General features: G+C 71.9%; 18 protein-coding genes and 1 pseudogene. 13 read left to right on the top strand and 6 right to left on the bottom strand.

Annotation, left to right across the window (positions count from 1 at the left end):
* Positions 1–32 precede the first annotated feature (32 nt).
* The 6 genes from JHE00_RS30485 to JHE00_RS30510 all read left to right on the top strand — a co-directional run bounded on the left by JHE00_RS30485 (position 33) and on the right by JHE00_RS30510 (position 5,463).
* On the top strand, positions 33–1,106 hold the full coding sequence (locus JHE00_RS30485; RefSeq protein WP_200325085.1) for an acyl-CoA dehydrogenase family protein: 1,074 nt from the start codon (positions 33–35) through the stop codon (positions 1,104–1,106).
* Positions 1,106–2,269, top strand: a complete 1,164-nt coding sequence (locus JHE00_RS30490) for an acyl-CoA dehydrogenase family protein (protein WP_200324846.1) — start codon at positions 1,106–1,108, stop codon at positions 2,267–2,269. The genes JHE00_RS30485 and JHE00_RS30490 overlap by 1 nt, the downstream gene beginning before the upstream one ends.
* On the top strand, positions 2,266–3,213 hold the full coding sequence (locus tag JHE00_RS30495; protein ID WP_200324848.1) for a bifunctional MaoC family dehydratase N-terminal/OB-fold nucleic acid binding domain-containing protein: 948 nt from the start codon (positions 2,266–2,268) through the stop codon (positions 3,211–3,213). The genes JHE00_RS30490 and JHE00_RS30495 overlap by 4 nt, the downstream gene beginning before the upstream one ends.
* Entirely contained in the window at positions 3,210–3,620 is a 411-nt protein-coding gene (locus JHE00_RS30500) for a MaoC family dehydratase (protein WP_200324850.1), read from the top strand. Before JHE00_RS30495 ends, JHE00_RS30500 begins: the two co-directional genes overlap by 4 nt.
* On the top strand, positions 3,617–4,789 hold the full coding sequence (locus tag JHE00_RS30505; RefSeq protein WP_200324852.1) for a lipid-transfer protein: 1,173 nt from the start codon (positions 3,617–3,619) through the stop codon (positions 4,787–4,789). Before JHE00_RS30500 ends, JHE00_RS30505 begins: the two co-directional genes overlap by 4 nt.
* 83 nt (positions 4,790–4,872) lie before the next feature.
* Complete coding sequence (locus JHE00_RS30510) at positions 4,873–5,463, top strand: DUF5134 domain-containing protein (protein ID WP_200324854.1); 591 nt, start codon at positions 4,873–4,875, stop codon at positions 5,461–5,463.
* A 16-nt stretch (positions 5,464–5,479) separates the two neighbouring features.
* On the opposite strand, the gene chsH3 is transcribed toward JHE00_RS30510, so the two are convergent.
* The 5 genes from chsH3 to kstD are packed head-to-tail and all read right to left on the bottom strand — an operon-like array spanning position 5,480 to position 10,483.
* Positions 5,480–6,343 carry an enoyl-CoA hydratase ChsH3 gene (gene chsH3 / locus JHE00_RS30515; RefSeq protein ID WP_200324856.1) on the bottom strand — a complete coding sequence of 288 codons (864 nt, stop codon included), beginning with the start codon at positions 6,341–6,343 and terminating at the stop codon, positions 5,480–5,482.
* 13 nt (positions 6,344–6,356) lie between these two features.
* Positions 6,357–7,376, bottom strand: coding sequence for a ferredoxin--NADP reductase (locus tag JHE00_RS30520; protein WP_200324858.1), 1,020 nt, complete (start codon positions 7,374–7,376; stop codon positions 6,357–6,359).
* Positions 7,369–7,638: a hypothetical protein gene (locus tag JHE00_RS30525; protein WP_200324860.1), complete on the bottom strand. Its 270-nt coding sequence runs from the start codon at positions 7,636–7,638 to the stop codon at positions 7,369–7,371. Before JHE00_RS30525 ends, JHE00_RS30520 begins: the two co-directional genes overlap by 8 nt.
* Complete coding sequence (locus JHE00_RS30530) at positions 7,638–8,777, bottom strand: 3-ketosteroid-9-alpha-monooxygenase, oxygenase component (protein ID WP_200324862.1); 1,140 nt, start codon at positions 8,775–8,777, stop codon at positions 7,638–7,640. Before JHE00_RS30530 ends, JHE00_RS30525 begins: the two co-directional genes overlap by 1 nt.
* Positions 8,774–10,483, bottom strand: a complete 1,710-nt coding sequence (kstD, locus tag JHE00_RS30535; RefSeq protein WP_200324864.1) for a 3-oxosteroid 1-dehydrogenase — start codon at positions 10,481–10,483, stop codon at positions 8,774–8,776. Before kstD ends, JHE00_RS30530 begins: the two co-directional genes overlap by 4 nt.
* Positions 10,484–10,580: 97 nt before the next feature.
* On the opposite strand from kstD, the pseudogene JHE00_RS30540 reads away from it, so the two are divergent.
* From JHE00_RS30540 to JHE00_RS30570, 7 genes and pseudogenes are all read left to right on the top strand, one after another.
* Positions 10,581–12,165, top strand: a pseudogene (locus JHE00_RS30540) (FAD-binding protein).
* Between the two features lie 59 nt (positions 12,166–12,224).
* On the top strand, positions 12,225–13,403 hold the full coding sequence (hsaA, locus tag JHE00_RS30545) for a 3-hydroxy-9,10-secoandrosta-1,3,5(10)-triene-9,17-dione monooxygenase oxygenase subunit (protein WP_200324868.1): 1,179 nt from the start codon (positions 12,225–12,227) through the stop codon (positions 13,401–13,403).
* Between the two features lie 2 nt (positions 13,404–13,405).
* On the top strand, positions 13,406–14,248 hold the full coding sequence (gene hsaD / locus JHE00_RS30550) for a 4,5:9,10-diseco-3-hydroxy-5,9,17-trioxoandrosta-1(10),2-diene-4-oate hydrolase (protein WP_200324870.1): 843 nt from the start codon (positions 13,406–13,408) through the stop codon (positions 14,246–14,248).
* Positions 14,248–15,153 carry an iron-dependent extradiol dioxygenase HsaC gene (hsaC, locus tag JHE00_RS30555; protein WP_200324872.1) on the top strand — a complete coding sequence of 302 codons (906 nt, stop codon included), beginning with the start codon at positions 14,248–14,250 and terminating at the stop codon, positions 15,151–15,153. Before hsaD ends, hsaC begins: the two co-directional genes overlap by 1 nt.
* Complete coding sequence (gene hsaB / locus JHE00_RS30560) at positions 15,150–15,683, top strand: 3-hydroxy-9,10-secoandrosta-1,3,5(10)-triene-9,17-dione monooxygenase reductase subunit (RefSeq protein WP_200324875.1); 534 nt, start codon at positions 15,150–15,152, stop codon at positions 15,681–15,683. The genes hsaC and hsaB overlap by 4 nt, the downstream gene beginning before the upstream one ends.
* A gap of 29 nt (positions 15,684–15,712) precedes the next feature.
* Positions 15,713–16,465 carry an SDR family oxidoreductase gene (locus JHE00_RS30565; protein WP_200324877.1) on the top strand — a complete coding sequence of 251 codons (753 nt, stop codon included), beginning with the start codon at positions 15,713–15,715 and terminating at the stop codon, positions 16,463–16,465.
* An 81-nt stretch (positions 16,466–16,546) separates the two neighbouring features.
* Positions 16,547–16,843 carry a hypothetical protein gene (locus tag JHE00_RS30570; RefSeq protein WP_200324879.1) on the top strand — a complete coding sequence of 99 codons (297 nt, stop codon included), beginning with the start codon at positions 16,547–16,549 and terminating at the stop codon, positions 16,841–16,843.
* On the opposite strand, the gene JHE00_RS30575 is transcribed toward JHE00_RS30570, so the two are convergent.
* A complete protein-coding gene (locus JHE00_RS30575) occupies positions 16,840–18,003 on the bottom strand; it encodes a steroid 3-ketoacyl-CoA thiolase (RefSeq protein ID WP_200324881.1) in 1,164 nt (387 codons plus the stop codon). The genes JHE00_RS30570 and JHE00_RS30575 overlap by 4 nt on opposite strands.
* Between the last annotated feature and the right edge of the window lie 148 nt (positions 18,004–18,151).

Genomic DNA, 18,151 nt, shown 5'->3' on the forward strand with positions numbered 1-18,151 from the left:
AACGTGTTTCAGTCTTGGCCGTGAGGAGCAGTGTGGACTTCACCCCCGACGAGACGCAGCGGGAGATCGCCGAGCTCACCGCGGGCGTGCTGGACAAGGCAGGCGACGACGGCGACCGGGCCTGGCGCGGCCTCGCCGAGGCCGGGCTGCTCGCGCTGTCGCTGCCCGCCGAGCTGGGCGGTGACGGGCTCGGCGTCGCCGAGGTCGCCGCCGTGCTCACCGAGACCGGCCGGGTCGCCGCGCCGGTACCCGCACTGGCCACGCTCGCGCTCGGCGTGCTGCCGCTGGGCGCGCTCGGCACGCCGGGCCAGCGCGCGGAACTGCTGCCCGAGGCCGCCGAGTCGGGCGCCGTGCTCACCGCGGCGCTGCACGAGCCCTCCGACCCGCTGACGATCCGGCCCGCCACCACCGCCGTCGCCGACGACGGCGCGTGGCGGCTCACCGGTACCAAGATCGGTGTCCCGTACGCCGGAGCAGCGCGCCGCGTGCTCGTGCCCGCGACTCTGCCCGGCGGCACGGGCGTGTTCCTCGTCGACCCGCACGGTGACGGGGTCACGCTCACCGCCACGCCCACCTCGTCGGGCTCACCCGAGCACACGCTGCGGCTCGACGGCGCCGTCGTCGCCGACACCGACCTGCTCGGCAGCGCCGGCGCGGGCCGGGCGCTGCGGACCCTGCACCGGTTCGCGCTCGCGGGCACCGCCGCGATCGGAGACGGCGCGCTGGCAGGCGCGCTCGCGCTCACCACGGGCCACCTCGGCACGCGCGAGCAGTTCGGCAGGCCGCTCGCGACGTTCCAGGCGGTGGCGCAGGAGATCGCCGACGTCTACGTCGCCTCCCGCACCGTGCACCTCGCGGCCACCTCCGCGGTGTGGCGGCTCGGTGCCGGACTCGACCCCGATGGCGAGCTCGACATCGCCGCCTACTGGCTCGCCGAGCAAGCGCCCCGCGCGCTCGCGGCGTGTCATCACCTGCACGGCGGCGTCGGACTCGACGTCACCTATCCGCTGCACCGCTACTCCTCGCTCGTCAAGGACCTCGTGCGCGGTCTCGGCGGCGTGGAGTCGCGGCTGGAGCGCGTCGGCGCGCTCGTGGGAGGTGCGTGATGGACGTCGAGCTCACCGCCGCACAGCGGGAGCTGCGGGCCGAGCTGCGCAGCTACTTCGCCGGGCTGGTCTCGCCGGAGGAACGCGAGTCGATGCTGCGCGAGCGCCACGGCGCGACCTTCCGCGAGATCGTGCGCCGGATGGGCCGGGACGGCTGGCTCGGCGTCGGCTGGCCCGTCGAGTACGGCGGCCGCGGCTTCGGCCCCGTCGAGCAGCACCTGTTCGCCGACGAGGCCGCCCGCGCCGACGTGCAGCTGCCGTCGGTGACTCTGCAGACCGTCGGGCCCACGCTGCAGCAGTTCGGCACCGAGGAGCAGAAGGCGCGGTTCCTGCCGAAGATCCTGGCGGGCGAGGTGCACTTCGCCATCGGCTACACCGAGCCCGAGGCGGGCACCGACCTGGCCTCGCTGCGCACCACCGCCGTGCGCGACGGCGACGACTACGTGGTCAACGGGCAGAAGATCTTCACCACCGGCGCGCACGACGCCGACCACATCTGGCTCGCCGTGCGCACCGATCCGGACGCGCCGAAGCACAAGGGCATCTCGATCCTCATCGTGGACACCGCCGACCCTGGCTTCTCGTGGACGCCGATCATCACGTGCGACGGCGCGCACCACGTCAACGCCACGTACTACTCCGACGTGCGCGTGCCCGCGGCCAACCTGGTGGGCGAGCCGAACCGGGGCTGGAAGCTCATCACCACTCAGCTCAACCACGAGCGCGTGATGCTCGGGCCGGCCGGGCGCATCGGCGGGCTCTACGACCGCGTCCGCGACTGGGCCGCGGCCCGCACGATCCCCGACGGCACCCCGCTGCTGGAGCTGCCGGACGTGCGCAGGGCGCTGGCCGAGACGCTCGCCGTGGTGCGCGTGAACGAGCTGCTGAACTGGCAGGTCGCCGTCTCCGACGCGGGATCGGTGGCTGACGCCTCCGCCACCAAGGTGTTCTCCTCCGATCGCCAGCAGCGTGCGAGCAGGCTGCTGGAGGAGGTCGTCGGCAGGCACGGCGACCCGGCCGAGCCAGCCACCGCCGAGCTGGCGCGGTGGCTGGACGTGCTGGCCAAGCGCAACCTGGTGCTGACCTTCGGCGGCGGCGTCAACGAGATCCAACGGGAGCTGATCGCCATGTTCGGACTGGGACTGCCGAGGGTGCCGCGATGAGCGACATCACCGACGTCACCGACATCACCGACATCACCGCCGCGGCGCGGCGGATCGCCGACAAGGGGCCCTCGCGACGCAGGCTCTCCCGCGACCCGGTGAACCAGGCGATGGTCAACAACTGGGCGGAGGCACTGGGCGACACCAACCCGGTCTACACCGACCCGGAGTTCGCCGAGCGCTCCGTCCACGGTGGACTCGTCGCGCCGCCCGCGATGGCGCAGGTGTGGTCGATGGCTGGCCTGCACGGCGCCCGCGCGACCGACGATCCGCTCGGCGCCATGATCGCGATACTGGACGACGCGGGTTACACGTCGGTGGTGGCGACCAACTCCGAGCAGACCTACCACCGCTACCTGCGGCCGGGCGAGCACGTGTCGTCCTCCATCGTGCTCGAGGACGTCACCGGCCCCAAGCGCACCGCGCTGGGCGAGGGCTGGTTCGTCACCACCAGAACCACCTGGTACGTCGGCGACGAGGCCGTGGCCGAGATGCTCTTCCGCATCCTCAAGTTCAGCCCCGCCGCCCGGCCAGGGACCGTGCCCGACCCCGGCGCCGTGCTGCGGCCGGTGATCAGCCGGGACACGGAGTTCTTCTGGGAGGGCACCCGCAAGGGCGAGCTGCGCATCCAGCGCTGGGGCGAGACGCTGCGTCACCCGCCGGGCCCGATGCCGCCTGACGGCGATCTCTCCGCCGAACCGGACTACGTCGTGGCCGCTGGAACCGGCACCGTCTACAGCTACCTGGTGCACCACCACCCGCAGGTGCCGGGCAAGACGTTGCCGTTCGTGGTCGCGCTCGTGGAACTCGACGAGGGTGTGCGCGTGCTCGGCGAGCTGCTCGACGCGGACCCGGAACAGGTCCACATCGGGCTTCCCGTCGAGGCGGCGTTCCTGCGCGTCGACGACGAGCTGACCCTGCCCGCGTGGAAGGTGCGCCCATGACCGTCACCCCCGGCACCGAACTGCCACCGCTGACCATCGAGGCCACGCCGACGTTCGTGGTGAGCACCGCGCTGGCCACGCGCGACTTCCAGGACGTGCACCACGACCGCGACGCCGCGGTGGAACGCGGCTCGAAGGACATCTTCCTCAACATCCTCACCGACACCGGCCTGGTGCAGCGCTTCGTCACCGACTGGGCGGGCCCGGAGGCTCTCGTGCGCTCGATCAGGATCCGGCTCGGCGTGCCCTGCTACGCCTACGACACGCTCACCTTCACCGGTCACGTCACCGGCCTCGTCTCCGACGTCGACGGCGACGAGGCCGAGATCGCCGTGACGGCCACCGGCGACCTGGGCGACCACGTCACGGGCACGGTGCGGGTGCTGCTGCCGGGCGGCGCGTCGTGACGGGCCTGGCGGGCAGGGCGGCGATCGCGGGCATCGGCGCCACCGAGTTCTCCAAGGACTCCGGGCGCAGTGAGCTGCGGCTGGCGGCGGAGGCCGTGCGCGCCGCGCTCGCGGACGCGGGGCTGACACCAGCCGATGTGGACGGACTGGTCACGTTCACGATGGACGGCAACGCCGAGATCGCCGTGGCGCGCGAGCTCGGCATCCCGGAGCTGACGTTCTTCAGCCGCGTGCACTACGGCGGCGGCGCGGCCGCGGCGACCGTGCAGCAGGCGGCGATGGCCGTGGCGAGCGGGGTCGCCGACGTGGTGGTGGCCTACCGCGCGTTCAACGAGCGCTCCGGGCAGCGCTTCGGGCAGGTGTCGTCGGCGGCGGCGCAGCAGGTGAACACCTCGGGCGTGGACAACGCGTTCCACTATCCGATGGGCCTGGCCACGCCCGCTGCGACCGTCGCGATGGTGGCGCAGCGCTACCTGCACACCTACGGCGCCACGAGCGAGGACTTCGGCCGGGTCGCGGTGCTCGACCGCAAACACGCCGCGACCAACCCGAACGCCTGGTTCCACGGCAAGCCCATCACGCTGGAGCAGCACCAGGCCTCCCGCTGGGTCGCCGAGCCGCTGCACCTGCTCGACTGCTGCCAGGAGAGCGACGGCGGGGTGGCCCTGGTGGTCACCAGTGCCGAGCGTGCCCGCGATCTCGCCCGGCCACCGGTGGTGGTCGCGGCCGCCGCGCAGGGCAGCGGGCCCGACCAGTACACGATGACCAGCTACTACCGCGACGATCTCGCCGCGCTGCCCGAGATGGGTGTCGTGGGCAGGCAGCTCTGGCGTCAGTCCGGGCTCGAGCACTCCGATGTGGACGTCGCGGTGCTCTACGACCACTTCACCCCGTACGTGCTCATGCAGCTGGAGGAGCTGGGCTTCTGCGGCCGTGGAGAGGCCGGGGACCTGGTGGCCGGCGGCGAGCTCGAACTGGACGGGTCGCTGCCGTTGAACCCCCACGGCGGCCAGCTGGGCGAGGCCTACATCCACGGCATGAACGGCATCGCCGAGGCCGTGCGGCAGGTGCGCGGCACCGCGGTGAACCAGGTCGCCGGCGCCCGCACCGTCGTGGTCACCGCCGGCACCGGGGTGCCCACGAGCGGACTGGTCCTCTCCGCCGACTGAGCCGGCTACCTCACCCGGGCGACTCTTGGCTTGCGCTCGCGCGCGTGCCACCGTGGACCCACGGCGCGGCGAGTGAGGTGGCGATGGGGATTCCGGGAAGCGTGGCGTGGCTGCTGACGGGGGCCTTTCTGCTGCTCACCCTGCCCTGCGTGCTGCGCCTCGTCCGGCTCGACTACGTCCGCCTCGGCGGCGGCGTGCGCCAGATCGACCTCGCCGCGCTGCTGATGACGCTGGCGATGGTCGCCATGGTGTCGCCGGTCGGCGCGCCCGTGCCCGTACCCGGCTGGCAGGCGCTGTTCCTGCTCACGGCGGGCTGGTTCCTGGTCGGCGCCGTGCGCGGCCGCCGCGCGGAAGGGGTGTGCCGCGGCTGCGACCTGCACCACGCGCTCTCGGCCGTGGCGATGCTCTACATGCTCACGGCGATGCCGCATGGCGGGCACGGGACGTGGCCCACCATGGTCGCGGGAGACGACCCGGCGAGCCTCGCGTGGCCGGTGGTGGCCGTGCTCGCCGCGGTGTACTTCGCCGTCGACGGCGTGCGGGCCGGGGTGCGCGCGCTGCACACGGTGCGCGGCGGTGCGGCGGCGTCGCTGCCCGAGGGCTTCGGCTCGCGCACCCTCTGCCGCGTCGTGATGGGGCTGGGCATGGGTTACCTGTTCGCGGCGGCGCTCTGAGCAGGCCTGTGAAAATTCACCCGGCTTCGGTCAGCACCGCGTCGGAGAGCACGGGCGCGTCGTCGCGCTCGGGGGCCGTGGTGATGACGAGCAGGCGCGTGCCCTCGCGCCAGACGCGGGTGCGCAGCGGCTCGCCGGGCAGCACGATGCCGGCGAACTTCGCCGACCACGACCCGACCCGCGTCACGTCCGCGTCGAGCAGCGCGTCGGTGACGGCCTTGGCAACGACTCCGTAGGTGCACAGGCCGTGCAGGATCGGCGCGTCGAACCCGGCGGCCCTCGCGAACTCCGGGTCGGCGTGCAGCGGGTTGCGGTCGCCGCAGAGCCGGTAGAGCAGCGCCTGCTGCGGCAGGGTCGGGGTGTCGAGCACGACGTCGGGCTCCCGGCCTGGCGGCTCCACGCGGTCGGAGGTGCCGCGCCTGCCACCGAAGCCGCCCTCGCCGCGGGCGAAGATGCTCGACCGCGACGTCCACAGTGGATCACCGGACTCGGAGCGGACCTCCAGCTCCGAGATGATCACCGCGGCCTTGCCCTTGTCGAGCACGTCGACGATGCGGGAGCGGCCCCTCGCCGCGCCCTCGACGGGAATCGGCCGGTGCAGCACCACCTCCTGGGTGCCGTGCACGACCCTGGCCAGGTCCACGTCGATACCGGGAAACGTCACCGCGGGCGGGGAGAACACACGCAGGTTGGGGGCCACGGTGGCGAAGCTCGGCAGCACCCGCAGGTCACGCTCGTAGGCGTAGCGCAGCTCGCGCTCGTCGCCGGGATCCGCGCCCGCGCCCAGTGCCAGGTGGTAGAGCAGCACGTCGGACGAGGTCCAGGCGAACGACGTCTCGCCGAGGTCGGCCCCGATGGCGGTGTCGGCGTCGATGGGCACGAAAGGAACTCCCTCACTCGTAGCTGATCGTGACCTCGTCGGTGAGCGGCAGCGACTGACAGGCCAGCACGATGCCCTCGGCGATGTCGTCGGAGTCGAGCACGTCGTTGTTCAGCATCTTCACCTCGCCGGAGACGATCCGGCAGGCGCACGCGCTGCACTGACCCTCGCGGCACGAGTACGGCGCGTCGAGACCGGAGTCGAGCAGCAGGTCCAGCAGCCTGCGCCTGCGCGGCCACGCGAACGCGTGCTCCCGGCCGTCGAGCGAGACCGCCAGCGCCGTGGGCTCCTCCCCGGCCTCGTCCCCGGCGGATGCCTCGTCCGCCACCGCCTCGAAGGGGTTTCCCTCCAGCGAGACGAACTTCTCCACGTGCACGCGCGAGCGGGGCACGCCCAGCTCGCCCAGCGCGGTGGTGACCGCCGCCATGAACGGGCGGGGGCCGCACACGAACGCCTCGCGATCGGCGAGCGGCGCGGCGAGTACCCGCAGCCGCTCCGGGTCCGGCAGGCCCTGCAGCGTCTCCAGCCAGTGCACCACCGTGAGCCTGCCGGGATGGGCGAGCGCGAGCTCGCGCAGCGCGTCGGCGAAGATCACCGAGCGCTCGTCGCGGTTGGCGTAGACGAGCGTGACCGCGCCGCGTCCCGCGGCGAGCACGGACTTGACGATCGAGAGCACGGGAGTGATCCCGCTGCCCGCCGCGAACAGTGCGAGGTCGGCGTCGAGCGAGGCCGGGGTGAACAGCCCGCTCGGCGGCAGCACCTCCAGTTCGGTGCCCTCGGTGACGTGATCGCAGATCCAGTGGGACGCGTAGCCGTCGCGCTTCACCGTGACCTGCGGGGCCTCGCCGGTGCTGGGCGAGCTCGACAGCGAGTAGCAGCGTGCCACCGAGCCGCACTCGTCGCTGGGGACGCGCACGGTGAGGAACTGCCCCGGCCGGTAGTCCAGGTCGGCGTCGAACACCACCGAGCACGCCTCGGCGGTCTCGGCGACCACAGTGGACACCCGCAGGCGCATCGATCGCACCTCAGTCATGGGCGAAGGTGCCTTCCCTGGCCGCCTCGTCGATGCTCTCGCCCAGCTTCTCGCACGAGTCGAGCAGCGCGGGGTGTGCGCCCTCGGCGACCCGCGCGGCGAACACGGGGCAGCTGGTGGCCGCGTCGGTGGTCCACTGGATGCTCGTGTGCGCCGGGCTGTTCTTCTTCGCCAGCACCGTCGTGTCGCACGAGCGACACGCCACGGGGACCAGCCTGGCGGTGAGGAAGTCGTCGCGGTCGGCCAGCGTCTCGGCGCGCACTACGACACCCCGGCTTCCTGTTGCTGACGCGCCAGGTTGTCGGCGACCTCCCGCTCCCACACCTCGTTGGCGCGCGTGGTGTCGACCTCGAACTCGAAGCGCTGCGTCATGTCGTCGGTGACGTCGGCCGCGTCGACGTAGAACTGGTCGTACCAGCGGCGCAGCTGGTACACCGGCCCGTCCTCCTCGCACAGCAGCGGGTTGTCGATGGGCGTCTTGTTCCGCCAGATCTCCACGTCCTGCAGGAACCCGACCCCGATGCCCTTGGCGAACTTGCCCGCGATCTTGTCGGCCTGCTCGTCGGAGACACCGGGCAGCTTCTTGACGATCACGCCCCACTGCAGCACGAACGAGTTCTCTGAGACGGGGTAGTGGCAGTTGATCAGCACGTTCTCGATCTCGAGGCCGTTGTAGGTGTTGAGCAGCGTGTTGATCATGTACGAGGGGCCGAAGTACGAGGCCTCGGAGCGCAGCAGGTTCTCCTCGCCGCCGTAGTTGGAGGCCATGCCGACGTCGGGGCGGCCCTTGGTGTTGAGGTACTGCGTGGCGACGTGGCCCTCGAAGACGTTCTTGAAGTAGGTCGGGAACGCGAAGTGGATGTAGAAGAAGTGGGCCATGTCCACGACGTTGTCCACGATCTCGCGGCAGTTGGCGCCCTCGATGAGCACCGAGTCCCACGTCCAGTTGCTCCACTCGCCGTTGAAGACGCCGTCGATGCGCGGGATCACGATGTCGTCCGGCGGCGGGTTGCCCTCCGGGTCGTGCCACACGAACAGCTGCTTGTTCTCCTCGAGCGTGAGCCACGACCGCGTGCGCGCTCGCAGTGGAACCCTTTTGGCGTAGGGGATCGAGACGCACTTGCCGTTGCCCGCCCAGCGCCAGTCGTGGAACGGGCACGCGATCTCGTTGCCCTTGACGCTGCCCTGGGTGAGGTCGCCGCCCATGTGCCTGCAGTAGCCGTCGAGGACGTGCACCTCGCCGTCCTCGCCCTGGAACACCACGAGCTTGGTGCCGAACGCGGTGATGGCGTGGGGTTTGCCGTCCTTGAAGGTGTCCGCGAGCCCGAGGCAGTGCCAGCCGCGGGCGAATCGGGTGGGCGGTGCGCCCGCGTCGATCGTGCGAACGGCTGCCTGCGTCATTGCGGACCTCCAGCGTGTCGTGCCGTGGGCTGTGCTCGATTCTGTGCGGCGAGATGGCGTGCCGCAAGGTATCCGAAGACCATCGCGGGCCCGATCGTCGCGCCGGGTCCCGCGTAGGTGCGGCCCATCACGGCGGCGCTGGTGTTGCCCGCCGCGTACAGGCCGTCGATCGGGGTGCCGTCCTCGCGCAGGACGCGCGCGTGCACGTCGGTGACCAGACCACCCTTGGTGCCGAGGTCGCCGGGCACGATCCTCACCGCGTAGAACGGTGCCCGCTCCAGTGCGCCGAGGCTCGGGTTGGGCCTGGTGCGCGGGTCGCCGTAGTAGTGGTCGTAGGCGCTCGCGCCGCGGCCGAAGTCCTCGTCGACGCCCCGGCGGGCGAAGCCGTTGAACCGCTGGACGGTGGCGGCCAGCGCGTCGGCGGGGACGTCGATCCGCTCCGCGAGTCCCTCCAGCGTCGAGGACTTCGCGGCGACGCCCGCCTTGAACCAGCGGCCGGGCAGCGGCTGGCGCGGGCCGAGGCCGGTGAACATGTAGCGGTTGAGGTAGCGCTGGTCGAACACCAGCCAGGTCGGGATGTTGTGCGCGGGTCCGTCGCCGGGGCCGTACATCGCGTGCACGGCCTCCACGTAGGGCGCGGACTCGTTGACGAAGCGCTCGCCGCGGGCGTTGACCATGACGCAGCCGGGCCGGGAGCGCTCGGCGAGGGCGAACCACGGCCCCCCGGTGAGCGGCAGCGACGGCCCCCACCACGCGTCGTCCATCAGGTCCACACCCGCGCCGAGCCGCAGTCCCTCGGTGATGCCGTCGCCGGTGTTGCCGACGGCTCCGACCGTCCACTGTGTGCCGATGGGCTGCCGCTGGTACTTCTGGCGCAGCTGCTCGTTGTGCTCGAACCCGCCGGAGGCGAGCACGACGCCGAGGCGGGCGCGCACGAGCAGCTCCTCGCCGCCGGAGTCGACGAGCACGCCGGTGACCACTCCGTCCTGGGTGCGCAGGCCGGTCATCGGCGTGGACAGCCAGACGGGCACGTCGGCGCGCTGCAACCCGGCGCGCAGTCCCGCGGAGAGCGCCTGGCCCATCGACAGCAGCCGTTGTCCGGTGAGCCTGCCCCTGAGCCAGCGCAGCCCGAGCGCGACCAGCCGGGCGAGCCCGCGCGGGTGGCGGGCCAGCAGGCTCAGCCAGCGGAAGTCCGCCTGCGTGATCGGCACGCCGAGGGGCGGCGCGCTGTAGGGCGGTTCGAGGTGGGCGAGCTCGGCGCCGAGGACCTTGCCGTCGAGCGGGGCGGGCTCGACGGAGCGCCCGCCGGGCCGTCCGCCGGGGGCCTCGGGGTGGTAGTCGGAGTAGTCGCGCACCCAGCGCAGCCGCAGTGGGGTGTGCTCGTGCACGAACGCGACCACGTCGGGGCCGTGGTCGAGAAAGGCCTGCCTGCGCTCGGCGGGCACGACGTCGCCGACGATCGACTCGAGGTAGCGGCGCGCGTCCTCGGGGGTGTCGGTGACGCCCGCCGCGCGCAGCGCCTCGTTGCCGGGAATCCAGACACCGCCGCCGGAGCGGGCGGTGGAACCGCCGAAGCACGCGGCCTTCTCCAGCACGACGACGTCGAGACCCTCGTGGGCGGCGGCCAGCGCCGCGGTCATCCCCGCGGCTCCGCTGCCCACCACGGCGACGTCGAACTCCGCGGAGCGGTCGGCGTCCCCTGCCATGCCACCTCCTGGAACACGTTATAGGCGACTGCGCCGCTGGTTGACGGCGCTTCGGTCACGATAGACGAGAACGTGTTTCAGTTCTAGGGTAGTCGTCGTGAGCGGTCATGCGGATGTGATTGTCGTTGGATTCGGCGCCGCCGGCGCGTGCGCGGCCATCGAGGCCGCCGAGGCGGGCGTCGAGGTACTGGTGCTCGACCGCTTCGGCGGGGGAGGGGCGAGCGCGCTCAGCGGCGGCATCGTCTACGCGGGCGGAGGCACCGTGCAGCAGCGCGACGCGGGCGTGGACGACTCGGCCGACGCGATGTTCGACTACCTCCGGCTGGAGGTCGGCGACGCCGTGTCGGAGCGGACGCTGCGCCGCTTCTGCGACTCCAGCCCGGAGATGGTCACGTGGCTGGAGCAGCGCGGCGTGCCCTTCGAGGGCAGCCTGTGCCCGGTCAAGACCTCCTACCCGAACAACGACTACTACCTCTACTACTCCGGCAGTGAGTCGGCGGGCGGGTTCCGCGACGCCGCCAAGCCAGCCGCGCGCGGGCACCGGGCCCGTGGGCGCGGCACCTCCGGCAAGGTGCTCTTCGCTGGCCTCGCCGGTGCGGCGAAGGCCCGGGGCGTGCGGGTGCTGCCGCGCACGACCGCGTACGAGCTGATGACCGAGGACGGCGCGGTCACCGGCGTGCGGGTGCGGACGCTGCGCGACGCGCCGCGCTGGGCGCGCGGGGCCCATCGCCTGCTGGGCGGGCTCTCCGCGAAGCCGGGGATCTACGTGCCCGCGCTCCGCCGGGTGCTGCAGCGCGGCGTCGAGCGGATCGAGCGGCGGTACGCGCGCGAGGCCGCGCTGACGGCGCGCCGCGCCGTGGTGCTCGCCGCGGGCGGCTTCATCGCGAACCGCGCGCTGGTGCGCGAGCACGCCCCCGCCTACCGCGGCGGGCTGCCGCTCGGGACGGCCGGGGACGACGGCTCGGGCCTGCGGCTCGGCACCGGAGCCGGTGCGGCGACCGCCGCGCTGGACAAGGTCTCGGCGTGGCGGTTCCTCACCCCGCCCAGTGCGTTCCTCGGCGGAATCCTCGTGGGGCCCGACGGCGGGCGGTTCATCGACGAGTCCCGTTACGGCGCGGCGATCGGCGAGGCCATGATCCACGCGCACCAGGGCAGGGGCTGGCTGCTCGTCGACGACGAGATCGTGCGCAGGGCGCGTGCCGGGGTGCGCGGGGAGAGCCAGTGGTTCCAGTGGCTGCAGACGGTCTTCCTGCTGCGCCGGGGCCGGGTGAGCGCCGGTTCGCTCGCCGAGGTCGCGCGCAAGGCGGGTGTCGACCCCGACGGCCTGGTCGAGTCAGTGCGTGCCTATCGGGCCGACGACGCCGACCCGCTGGGCAAGCCCGCCGAGTTCGTGGCGCCGCTCGCGACGCCACCGTACTCGCTCGTGGACCTCTCGATCCGGCCGAACATCGGGTACCCGTGCCCGATGCTGACGCTCGGCGGGCTCGTCGTGGACGAGGACACCGGTCAGGTTCGGGACGGCGAGGGCGCGCCGATCGCCGGGCTGTACGCGGCGGGACGCACCGCGGTGGGAATCTGTTCCAGTTCCTACGTCAGTGGCCTCTCGCTCGCGGATTGTGTGTTCTCAGGAAGAAGGGCGGGACTGGCCGTGTCGGGGTGACAAAAACGAGAACGTGTTCTAGTCTTGGCTACGTCAGACCAGGTAGACCCGCACGGGTTCGTGACCAGGAACGAGGCAGGTATGAGCGAGCAGGGCACCCACGCGGTGATCGCCGGGATCGGGGAACTGCTGCCCGTCCTGCGCGAGCGCGCGCAGGAGGCCGAGGACGCACGCCGAATTCCCGACGCGTCGATCAAGGCCCTGCAGGAGACCGGTTTCTTCAAACTGCTGCAGCCCAAGCCCTACGGCGGCTACGAGGCCGACCCGGTGACCTTCTACACGGCCGTCAAGCTCATCGCGAGCGCGTGTGGCTCCACCGGCTGGGTCGCGTCGATCCTCGGCGTGCATCCCTGGCACGTCGCGCTCTTCGACGCCGAGGCACAGCGGGAGGTCTGGGCCGACGACCTGGACACGCGGATCTCGTCGTCGTACGCGCCGATGGGCAAGGCGACGGTCGTGGACGGGGGCTACCGGCTCTCCGGCAAGTGGAGCTTCTCCTCGGGCTGCGACCACGCGAGGTGGGTCCTGCTCGGCGCTCCCGCGTTCGACGCCGACGGCAAGCCGGTGGACTTCTGCACCTACCTGCTGCCGATCGCCGACTACGCGATCGAGGACGTCTGGGACACCGTGGGCCTGCGCGGTACCGGGAGCAACGACGTGGCCGTCGACGACGTGTTCGTGCCCCAGCACCGCGCGCTGAGCTTCGTCGCGACGTCGAAGTGCCGGACGCCGGGCCAGGAGGTGAACCCGGGGCCGCTGTACCGGCTGCCGTACGGCTCGGTGCACCCCAGCACCATCACGGCGCCGATCATCGGGATGGCCCAGGGCGCCTACGACGCCCACGTGGAGTACCAGCGCCAGCGCGTGCGAGCCTCCTACATGGGTGAGCAGTCCAAAGAGGACCCGTTCGCGAAGGTGCGGATCGCCGAGGCCGCCAGCGAGATCGACGCCGCGTGGCTGCAGCTGACCCACAACATCGACGAGCTGTACCAGATCGCCTGCGAGGGCGGGAAACTTCCGTTCGCGACGCGACTGCGGGTGCGGCGCGACCAGGTGCGCGGCACCGAGCGTGCGATCAGCGCAATCGACCGGCTCTTCGAGAACTCCGGCGGCCGCGCGCTGCGGGCGGGCACGCCGATCCAGCGGTTCTGGCGCGACGCCCACGCCGGGCGCGTGCACGCCGCCAACGATCCCGAGCGGGCCTACACGATGTTCGGCACCGGCGCCTTCGGGCTGCCCGTCGAGAACGCGATGGTGTGAGCATGACCGAGGGTTCCTACGTCGAGGCCCGGCCAGGGCTGCGGCTGCACTACCACGAGGCGGGCGCCGAGCACGCCGAGACCGTGATCCTGTTGCACGGCGGCGGTCCCGGTGCCTCGGCGTGGAGCAACTTCTCCCGCAACCTCGGGGTGTTCGGCAAGTCCTTCCGCACACTCGCGGTCGACCAGCCAGGATTCGGCCGCTCCGGCAAACCGACCGACCATCCGCAGTACTTCACGCACAGCGCGCACGCCGTCGTCGGGCTGATGGACGCGCTCGGCATCGAGAAGGCCCACCTCGTCGGCAACTCACTCGGCGGGGGAGCGGCGGTGCGGCTCGCGCTCGACCACCCCGACCGCGCGGGCAGGCTGGTGCTGATGGGGCCGGGCGGGCTGAGCCTCAACGTCTTCGCGCCCGATCCCACCGAGGGTGTGAAGAACCTCGCGAAGTTCGGCGGGGCGCCCAGCCGTGAGCGGCTCGAGGCGTTCCTGCGCGTGATGGTGCACGACCAGTCGCTGATCACCGACGAGCTCGTCGACGAGCGCTTCGCCGCGGCGAACACGCCGGAGTCGCTGGCCGCGATGGCCGCGATGGGCGCCTCGTTCGCGCGGCCCGAGACCTACGAACAGGGCCTGCTGTGGCGGGAGGCGCACCGGCTGCGTCAGCGCGTGCTGCTGGTGTGGGGCCGCGAGGACCGGGTGAACCCGCTCGATGGCGCTCTGCTGGCGCTCAAGACGATCCCGCGCGCGCAGCTGCACGTGTTCGGCCGGTGCGGGCACTGGGCGCAGCTGGAGAAGTTCGACGAGTTCAACAGGCTGGCCATCGACTTTCTGAAGGACGACTGATGGGTATTCGCTCACTCGGCTACCTGCGCATCGAGGCCACCGACATGGCCGCGTGGCGCGAGTACGGACTCAAGGTGCTCGGCATGGTCGAGGGCACGGGCACCGACCCCGACGCGCTCTACCTGCGGATGGACGACTTCCCCGCGCGCCTGGTGATCGCGCCCGGCGACAGCGACCGGCTCGCGCAGGTGGGCTGGGAGGCCGCCAACGCCGCCGAGCTGGAGGAGGTGCGGCAGCGCCTGGCCGCGCACGACGTGCCCTTCAAGGAGGGCACCGCCGAGCAGAAGGCCGACCGCGGGGTCTACGAGCTGATCACCTTCGACGACCCCTCCGGCAACACGCTCGAGGTCTTCCACGGCGTCGCCCTGCAGCACCGCCGGGTCGTCAGCCCGTACGGGCACCGGTTCGTCACCGGCGAGCAGGGCCTCGGCCACGTGGTGCTCTCCACCCACGACGACGATGCGGCGCTGCGGTTCTACCGCGACGTGCTCGGCTTCCGGCTGCGCGACTCGATGCGCCTGCCGCCGCAGCTCGTCGGCAGGCCGGCCGACGGCGATCCGGCGTGGCTGCGGTTCTTCGGCTGCAACCCACGCCACCACAGCCTCGCGTTCCTGCCGATGCCCACGCCGAGCGGGATCGTGCACCTGATGGTGGAGGTGGAGAACACCGACGACGTGGGCCTGTGTCTCGACCGCGCGCTGCGCCGCAAGGTGCCGATGTCGGCGACACTGGGCAGGCACGTCAACGACCTGATGCTGTCGTTCTACATGAAGACGCCCGGCGGGTTCGACGTCGAGTTCGGCTGCGAGGGCAGGCAGGTCGACGACGAGGCGTGGATCGCGCGCGAGAGCACGGCCGTGAGCCTGTGGGGCCACGACTTCTCCGTCGGGGCGCACGGGCAATGACGTCGGTGACGCTCGACCCGGCACGGTTCCGCTCGGTGCTCGGGCACTTCTGCACGGGCGTGGCCGTGGTGACCGCGTGCGACGGCGACGAGCCCGTCGGCTTCGCGTGCCAGTCGTTCGCGGCGCTCTCACTCGACCCGCCACTCGTGCTGTTCTGCCCGGCCAGGACCTCGCGCACGTGGCCGGTGATCGAGCGGGCAGGCCGGTTCGCGGTGAGCGTGCTGTCCGGCGGGCAGCGCGACGTGAGCGTGACGTTCGGGGCGCGCGGCGCCGACAAGTTCGACGCCGTGGACTGGAGCAGGGCACCGAGCGGCGCGCCGCTGCTCACCGGCGCGCTGACGTGGATCGACTGCGATCTGGAGGCCGTGCACGAGGCGGGCGACCACTACGTCGTCATCGGCAGGGTCACCGCGCTCGGCGAGGACTCCGGCGCCCGGCCGCTGCTGTTCTACCGGGGCCGCTACACGGTCACCGAGACCGAGGCGGTGGGCGAGCTGTTCACCTGGCCGCGCCCCGACGACTGGTTCTGAGCGATCGAGGCATGCGGTAAGAACGCTGCATGACTCACGAGCGCGTGGCAGTGGTGACGGGGGCGGGCAGCGGGATCGGCAGGAGCGTGGCGCGGGCGATGCTCGCCGACGGCTACCGGGTGGCACTCGCCGGCAGGCGCCCCGAACCCCTGCGCGAGACCGCCGAGGGCGCGGTGGGTTCTGAGCGGGCGCTGGTCGTGCCCACCGACGTCACCGACGACGACGCCGTGGCCGCCCTGTTCGCCGCCGTGCGTCAGCGGTGGGGCCGGGTCGACGTGCTGGTGAACAACGCGGGCACCTTCGGCGCGCCCGGCTCGGTCGACACGCTGTCGGTCGAGGACTGGCGCCGGACCGTGGACGTGAACCTGACGGGCATGTTCCTCTGCGCCCACCACGCGGTGCGGCTGATGAAGGAGCAGGAGCCCCGGGGCGGGCGGATCATCAACAACGGCTCCATCTCGGCGCACGCGCCCCGGCCCGAGACCGTGGCGTACTCGGCGACCAAGCACGCGGTCACGGGGCTCACCAAGTCGATCTCGCTCGACGGCAGGGCCTTCGACGTCGCGTGTGGACAGATCGACATCGGCAACGCGGCGACGGAGCTGACCGCGGGAATCGCGACCGGGGCCAGGCAGGCCGACGGCTCGATCCGGCCGGAGCCGACGTTCGACGTCGCCCACGTGGCCGAGGCGGTGCTGCACATGGCCGCGCTGCCGCTGTCGGCCAACGTCGGGTTCCTGACGCTCACCGCCACCGCGATGCCGTTTCTGGGGCGCGGCTGAAAATCCGCTCGTTGACGTGGTGCGGGACTCGGCGCACTCTGCGGACGCGGGGGCCACAGTGCGACGGAAAGGGTGTGAGCCATGACGTTCGTGCAACTCATCGAGTTCAAGACGACCCGCTACAACGAGATGAACTCGCTCATCGACGGCTGGCTGCGCGAGACCGAGGGCAAGCGCACCGCCGCCCATGCCGTGATGACGCAGGACCGGGACCACCCCGGCACCTATCTCGAGATCGTGGAGTTCCCGTCCTACGACGAGGCCATGGCGAACTCGAACCTGCCGGAGACGAGCAAGTTCGCGGAGAAGATGAGCGCGCTCTGCGACGGTCCTCCGGTGTTCCACAACCTCGACGTGGTCCGCGACGACCGCGTCTAGACCCGCTCGAGAATCGTGGCGGTGGACAGCGCGCCGCCCGCGCACATCGAGACCAGCGCCGTCGTGGCGTCGCGTCGTTCGAGTTCGTGCAGCGCGGTGGTGAGCAGCCGCGTGCCGGTGTTGCCGACGGGGTGACCGAGCGCGATCGCGCCGCCGTTGACGTTGACCAGCGCCGGGTCGGGCTCGTGCACCCGCTGCCACGACAGCACCACCGACGCGAACGCCTCGTTGACCTCGAACAGGTCCACCTCGGAGATCGTCATGCCCGCGCGCTCGAGCACGCGGCGCGTGGCCTGCACGGGCCCGTCGAGGTGATAGTACGGCTCGGCACCGACGAGGGCCTGCGCGCGCAGCCGCGCCCTCGGGCGCAGACCGAGTTCCTCGGCGCGGTCGGAGTCCATGAGCAGCACCGCGGAGGCACCGTCGGAGATCTGTGAGGACGTGCCCGCGGTGTGCACACCGTCCTCGAGTACGGGCTTGAGCGTCGCGAGCGCCTCGGTGCTCGTCTCGCGCAGGCCCTGGTCGCGGGCGACCAGCCGGGTCTCGCCGGTCGGCGTGCCGTCCGTGCCCAGCACCGGTGCCTTGACGGGCACGACCTCGCGGTCGAAGCGGCCCTGTTCCCACGCGGCGGCGGCCTTGCGCTGCGAGGCCAGGCCGAACGCGTCGACGTCGGCGCGGGTGATGCCGCGTCGCGTCGCGATGCGCTCGGCGGCGCGGTACTGGTCGGGCAGGTCGATCGACCACGTCGGCGGCCTGCGCGACCCGGCGTCCACGCCGGTGTTGGCGCCGAGCGGCACCCGGCTCATCGCCTCGACGCCGCAGGCGATGCCGACCTCGATCGCGCCGGCGGCGATCAGCCCGGCGACGAGGTGGGCGGCCTGCTGCGCGGAGCCGCACTGCGCGTCCACGGTCGTCGCTCCGCACTCCTGGGGCAGCCCGGCGTGCAGCCACGCGGTGCGCGTGACGTTGCCGGCCTGCTCGCCGGCCTGCGTGACGTTGCCGCCGATCACCTGCTCGACGAGGTCGGGGTCCAGTTCCGCGCGCTCCAGCACGGCGGACTGGGCCGTGCCCAGCAGTTCCGCCGCGTGCAGGCCCGCGAGCAGGCCCGCGCGCTTGCCGATGGGGGTGCGCACGGCCTCGACGATGACGGGTACGCCCACGCTGCTCTCCTCAGGCCTCCGGGGAATCTCGGTCAAAACTAGAACACGTTCTTAATCTTGGCAACGCCCGGCGAGGTCAACCGCCGTTCGGTTACCGATCGCACCGGCGTTGTCTACCAGGAGTTTCAAGATCCTCACCGATTAAGTA

The sequence above is a fragment of the Prauserella cavernicola genome, from assembly GCF_016595675.1.
In the GTDB taxonomy this organism is placed as follows: Bacteria; Actinomycetota; Actinomycetes; order Mycobacteriales; family Pseudonocardiaceae; genus Prauserella_A; species Prauserella_A cavernicola.

What these genes read in the sequence shown, in the direction of transcription:
- hsaA (WP_200324868.1), top strand. Translation starts at nt 12,225, where the DNA reads ATGAGCGAGCAGGGCACCCACGCGGTGATCGCCGGGATCGGGGAACTG.
- JHE00_RS30495 (WP_200324848.1), top strand. Translation starts at nt 2,266, where the DNA reads ATGAGCGACATCACCGACGTCACCGACATCACCGACATCACCGCCGCG.
- kstD (WP_200324864.1), bottom strand. Translation starts at nt 10,483, where the DNA reads ATGGCAGGGGACGCCGACCGCTCCGCGGAGTTCGACGTCGCCGTGGTG.
- JHE00_RS30490 (WP_200324846.1), top strand. Translation starts at nt 1,106, where the DNA reads ATGGACGTCGAGCTCACCGCCGCACAGCGGGAGCTGCGGGCCGAGCTG.
- JHE00_RS30530 (WP_200324862.1), bottom strand. Translation starts at nt 8,777, where the DNA reads ATGACGCAGGCAGCCGTTCGCACGATCGACGCGGGCGCACCGCCCACC.
- JHE00_RS30520 (WP_200324858.1), bottom strand. Translation starts at nt 7,376, where the DNA reads ATGACTGAGGTGCGATCGATGCGCCTGCGGGTGTCCACTGTGGTCGCC.
- JHE00_RS30510 (WP_200324854.1), top strand. Translation starts at nt 4,873, where the DNA reads ATGGGGATTCCGGGAAGCGTGGCGTGGCTGCTGACGGGGGCCTTTCTG.
- hsaD (WP_200324870.1), top strand. Translation starts at nt 13,406, where the DNA reads ATGACCGAGGGTTCCTACGTCGAGGCCCGGCCAGGGCTGCGGCTGCAC.
- JHE00_RS30500 (WP_200324850.1), top strand. Translation starts at nt 3,210, where the DNA reads ATGACCGTCACCCCCGGCACCGAACTGCCACCGCTGACCATCGAGGCC.
- JHE00_RS30570 (WP_200324879.1), top strand. Translation starts at nt 16,547, where the DNA reads ATGACGTTCGTGCAACTCATCGAGTTCAAGACGACCCGCTACAACGAG.
- hsaB (WP_200324875.1), top strand. Translation starts at nt 15,150, where the DNA reads ATGACGTCGGTGACGCTCGACCCGGCACGGTTCCGCTCGGTGCTCGGG.
- JHE00_RS30565 (WP_200324877.1), top strand. Translation starts at nt 15,713, where the DNA reads ATGACTCACGAGCGCGTGGCAGTGGTGACGGGGGCGGGCAGCGGGATC.
- hsaC (WP_200324872.1), top strand. Translation starts at nt 14,248, where the DNA reads ATGGGTATTCGCTCACTCGGCTACCTGCGCATCGAGGCCACCGACATG.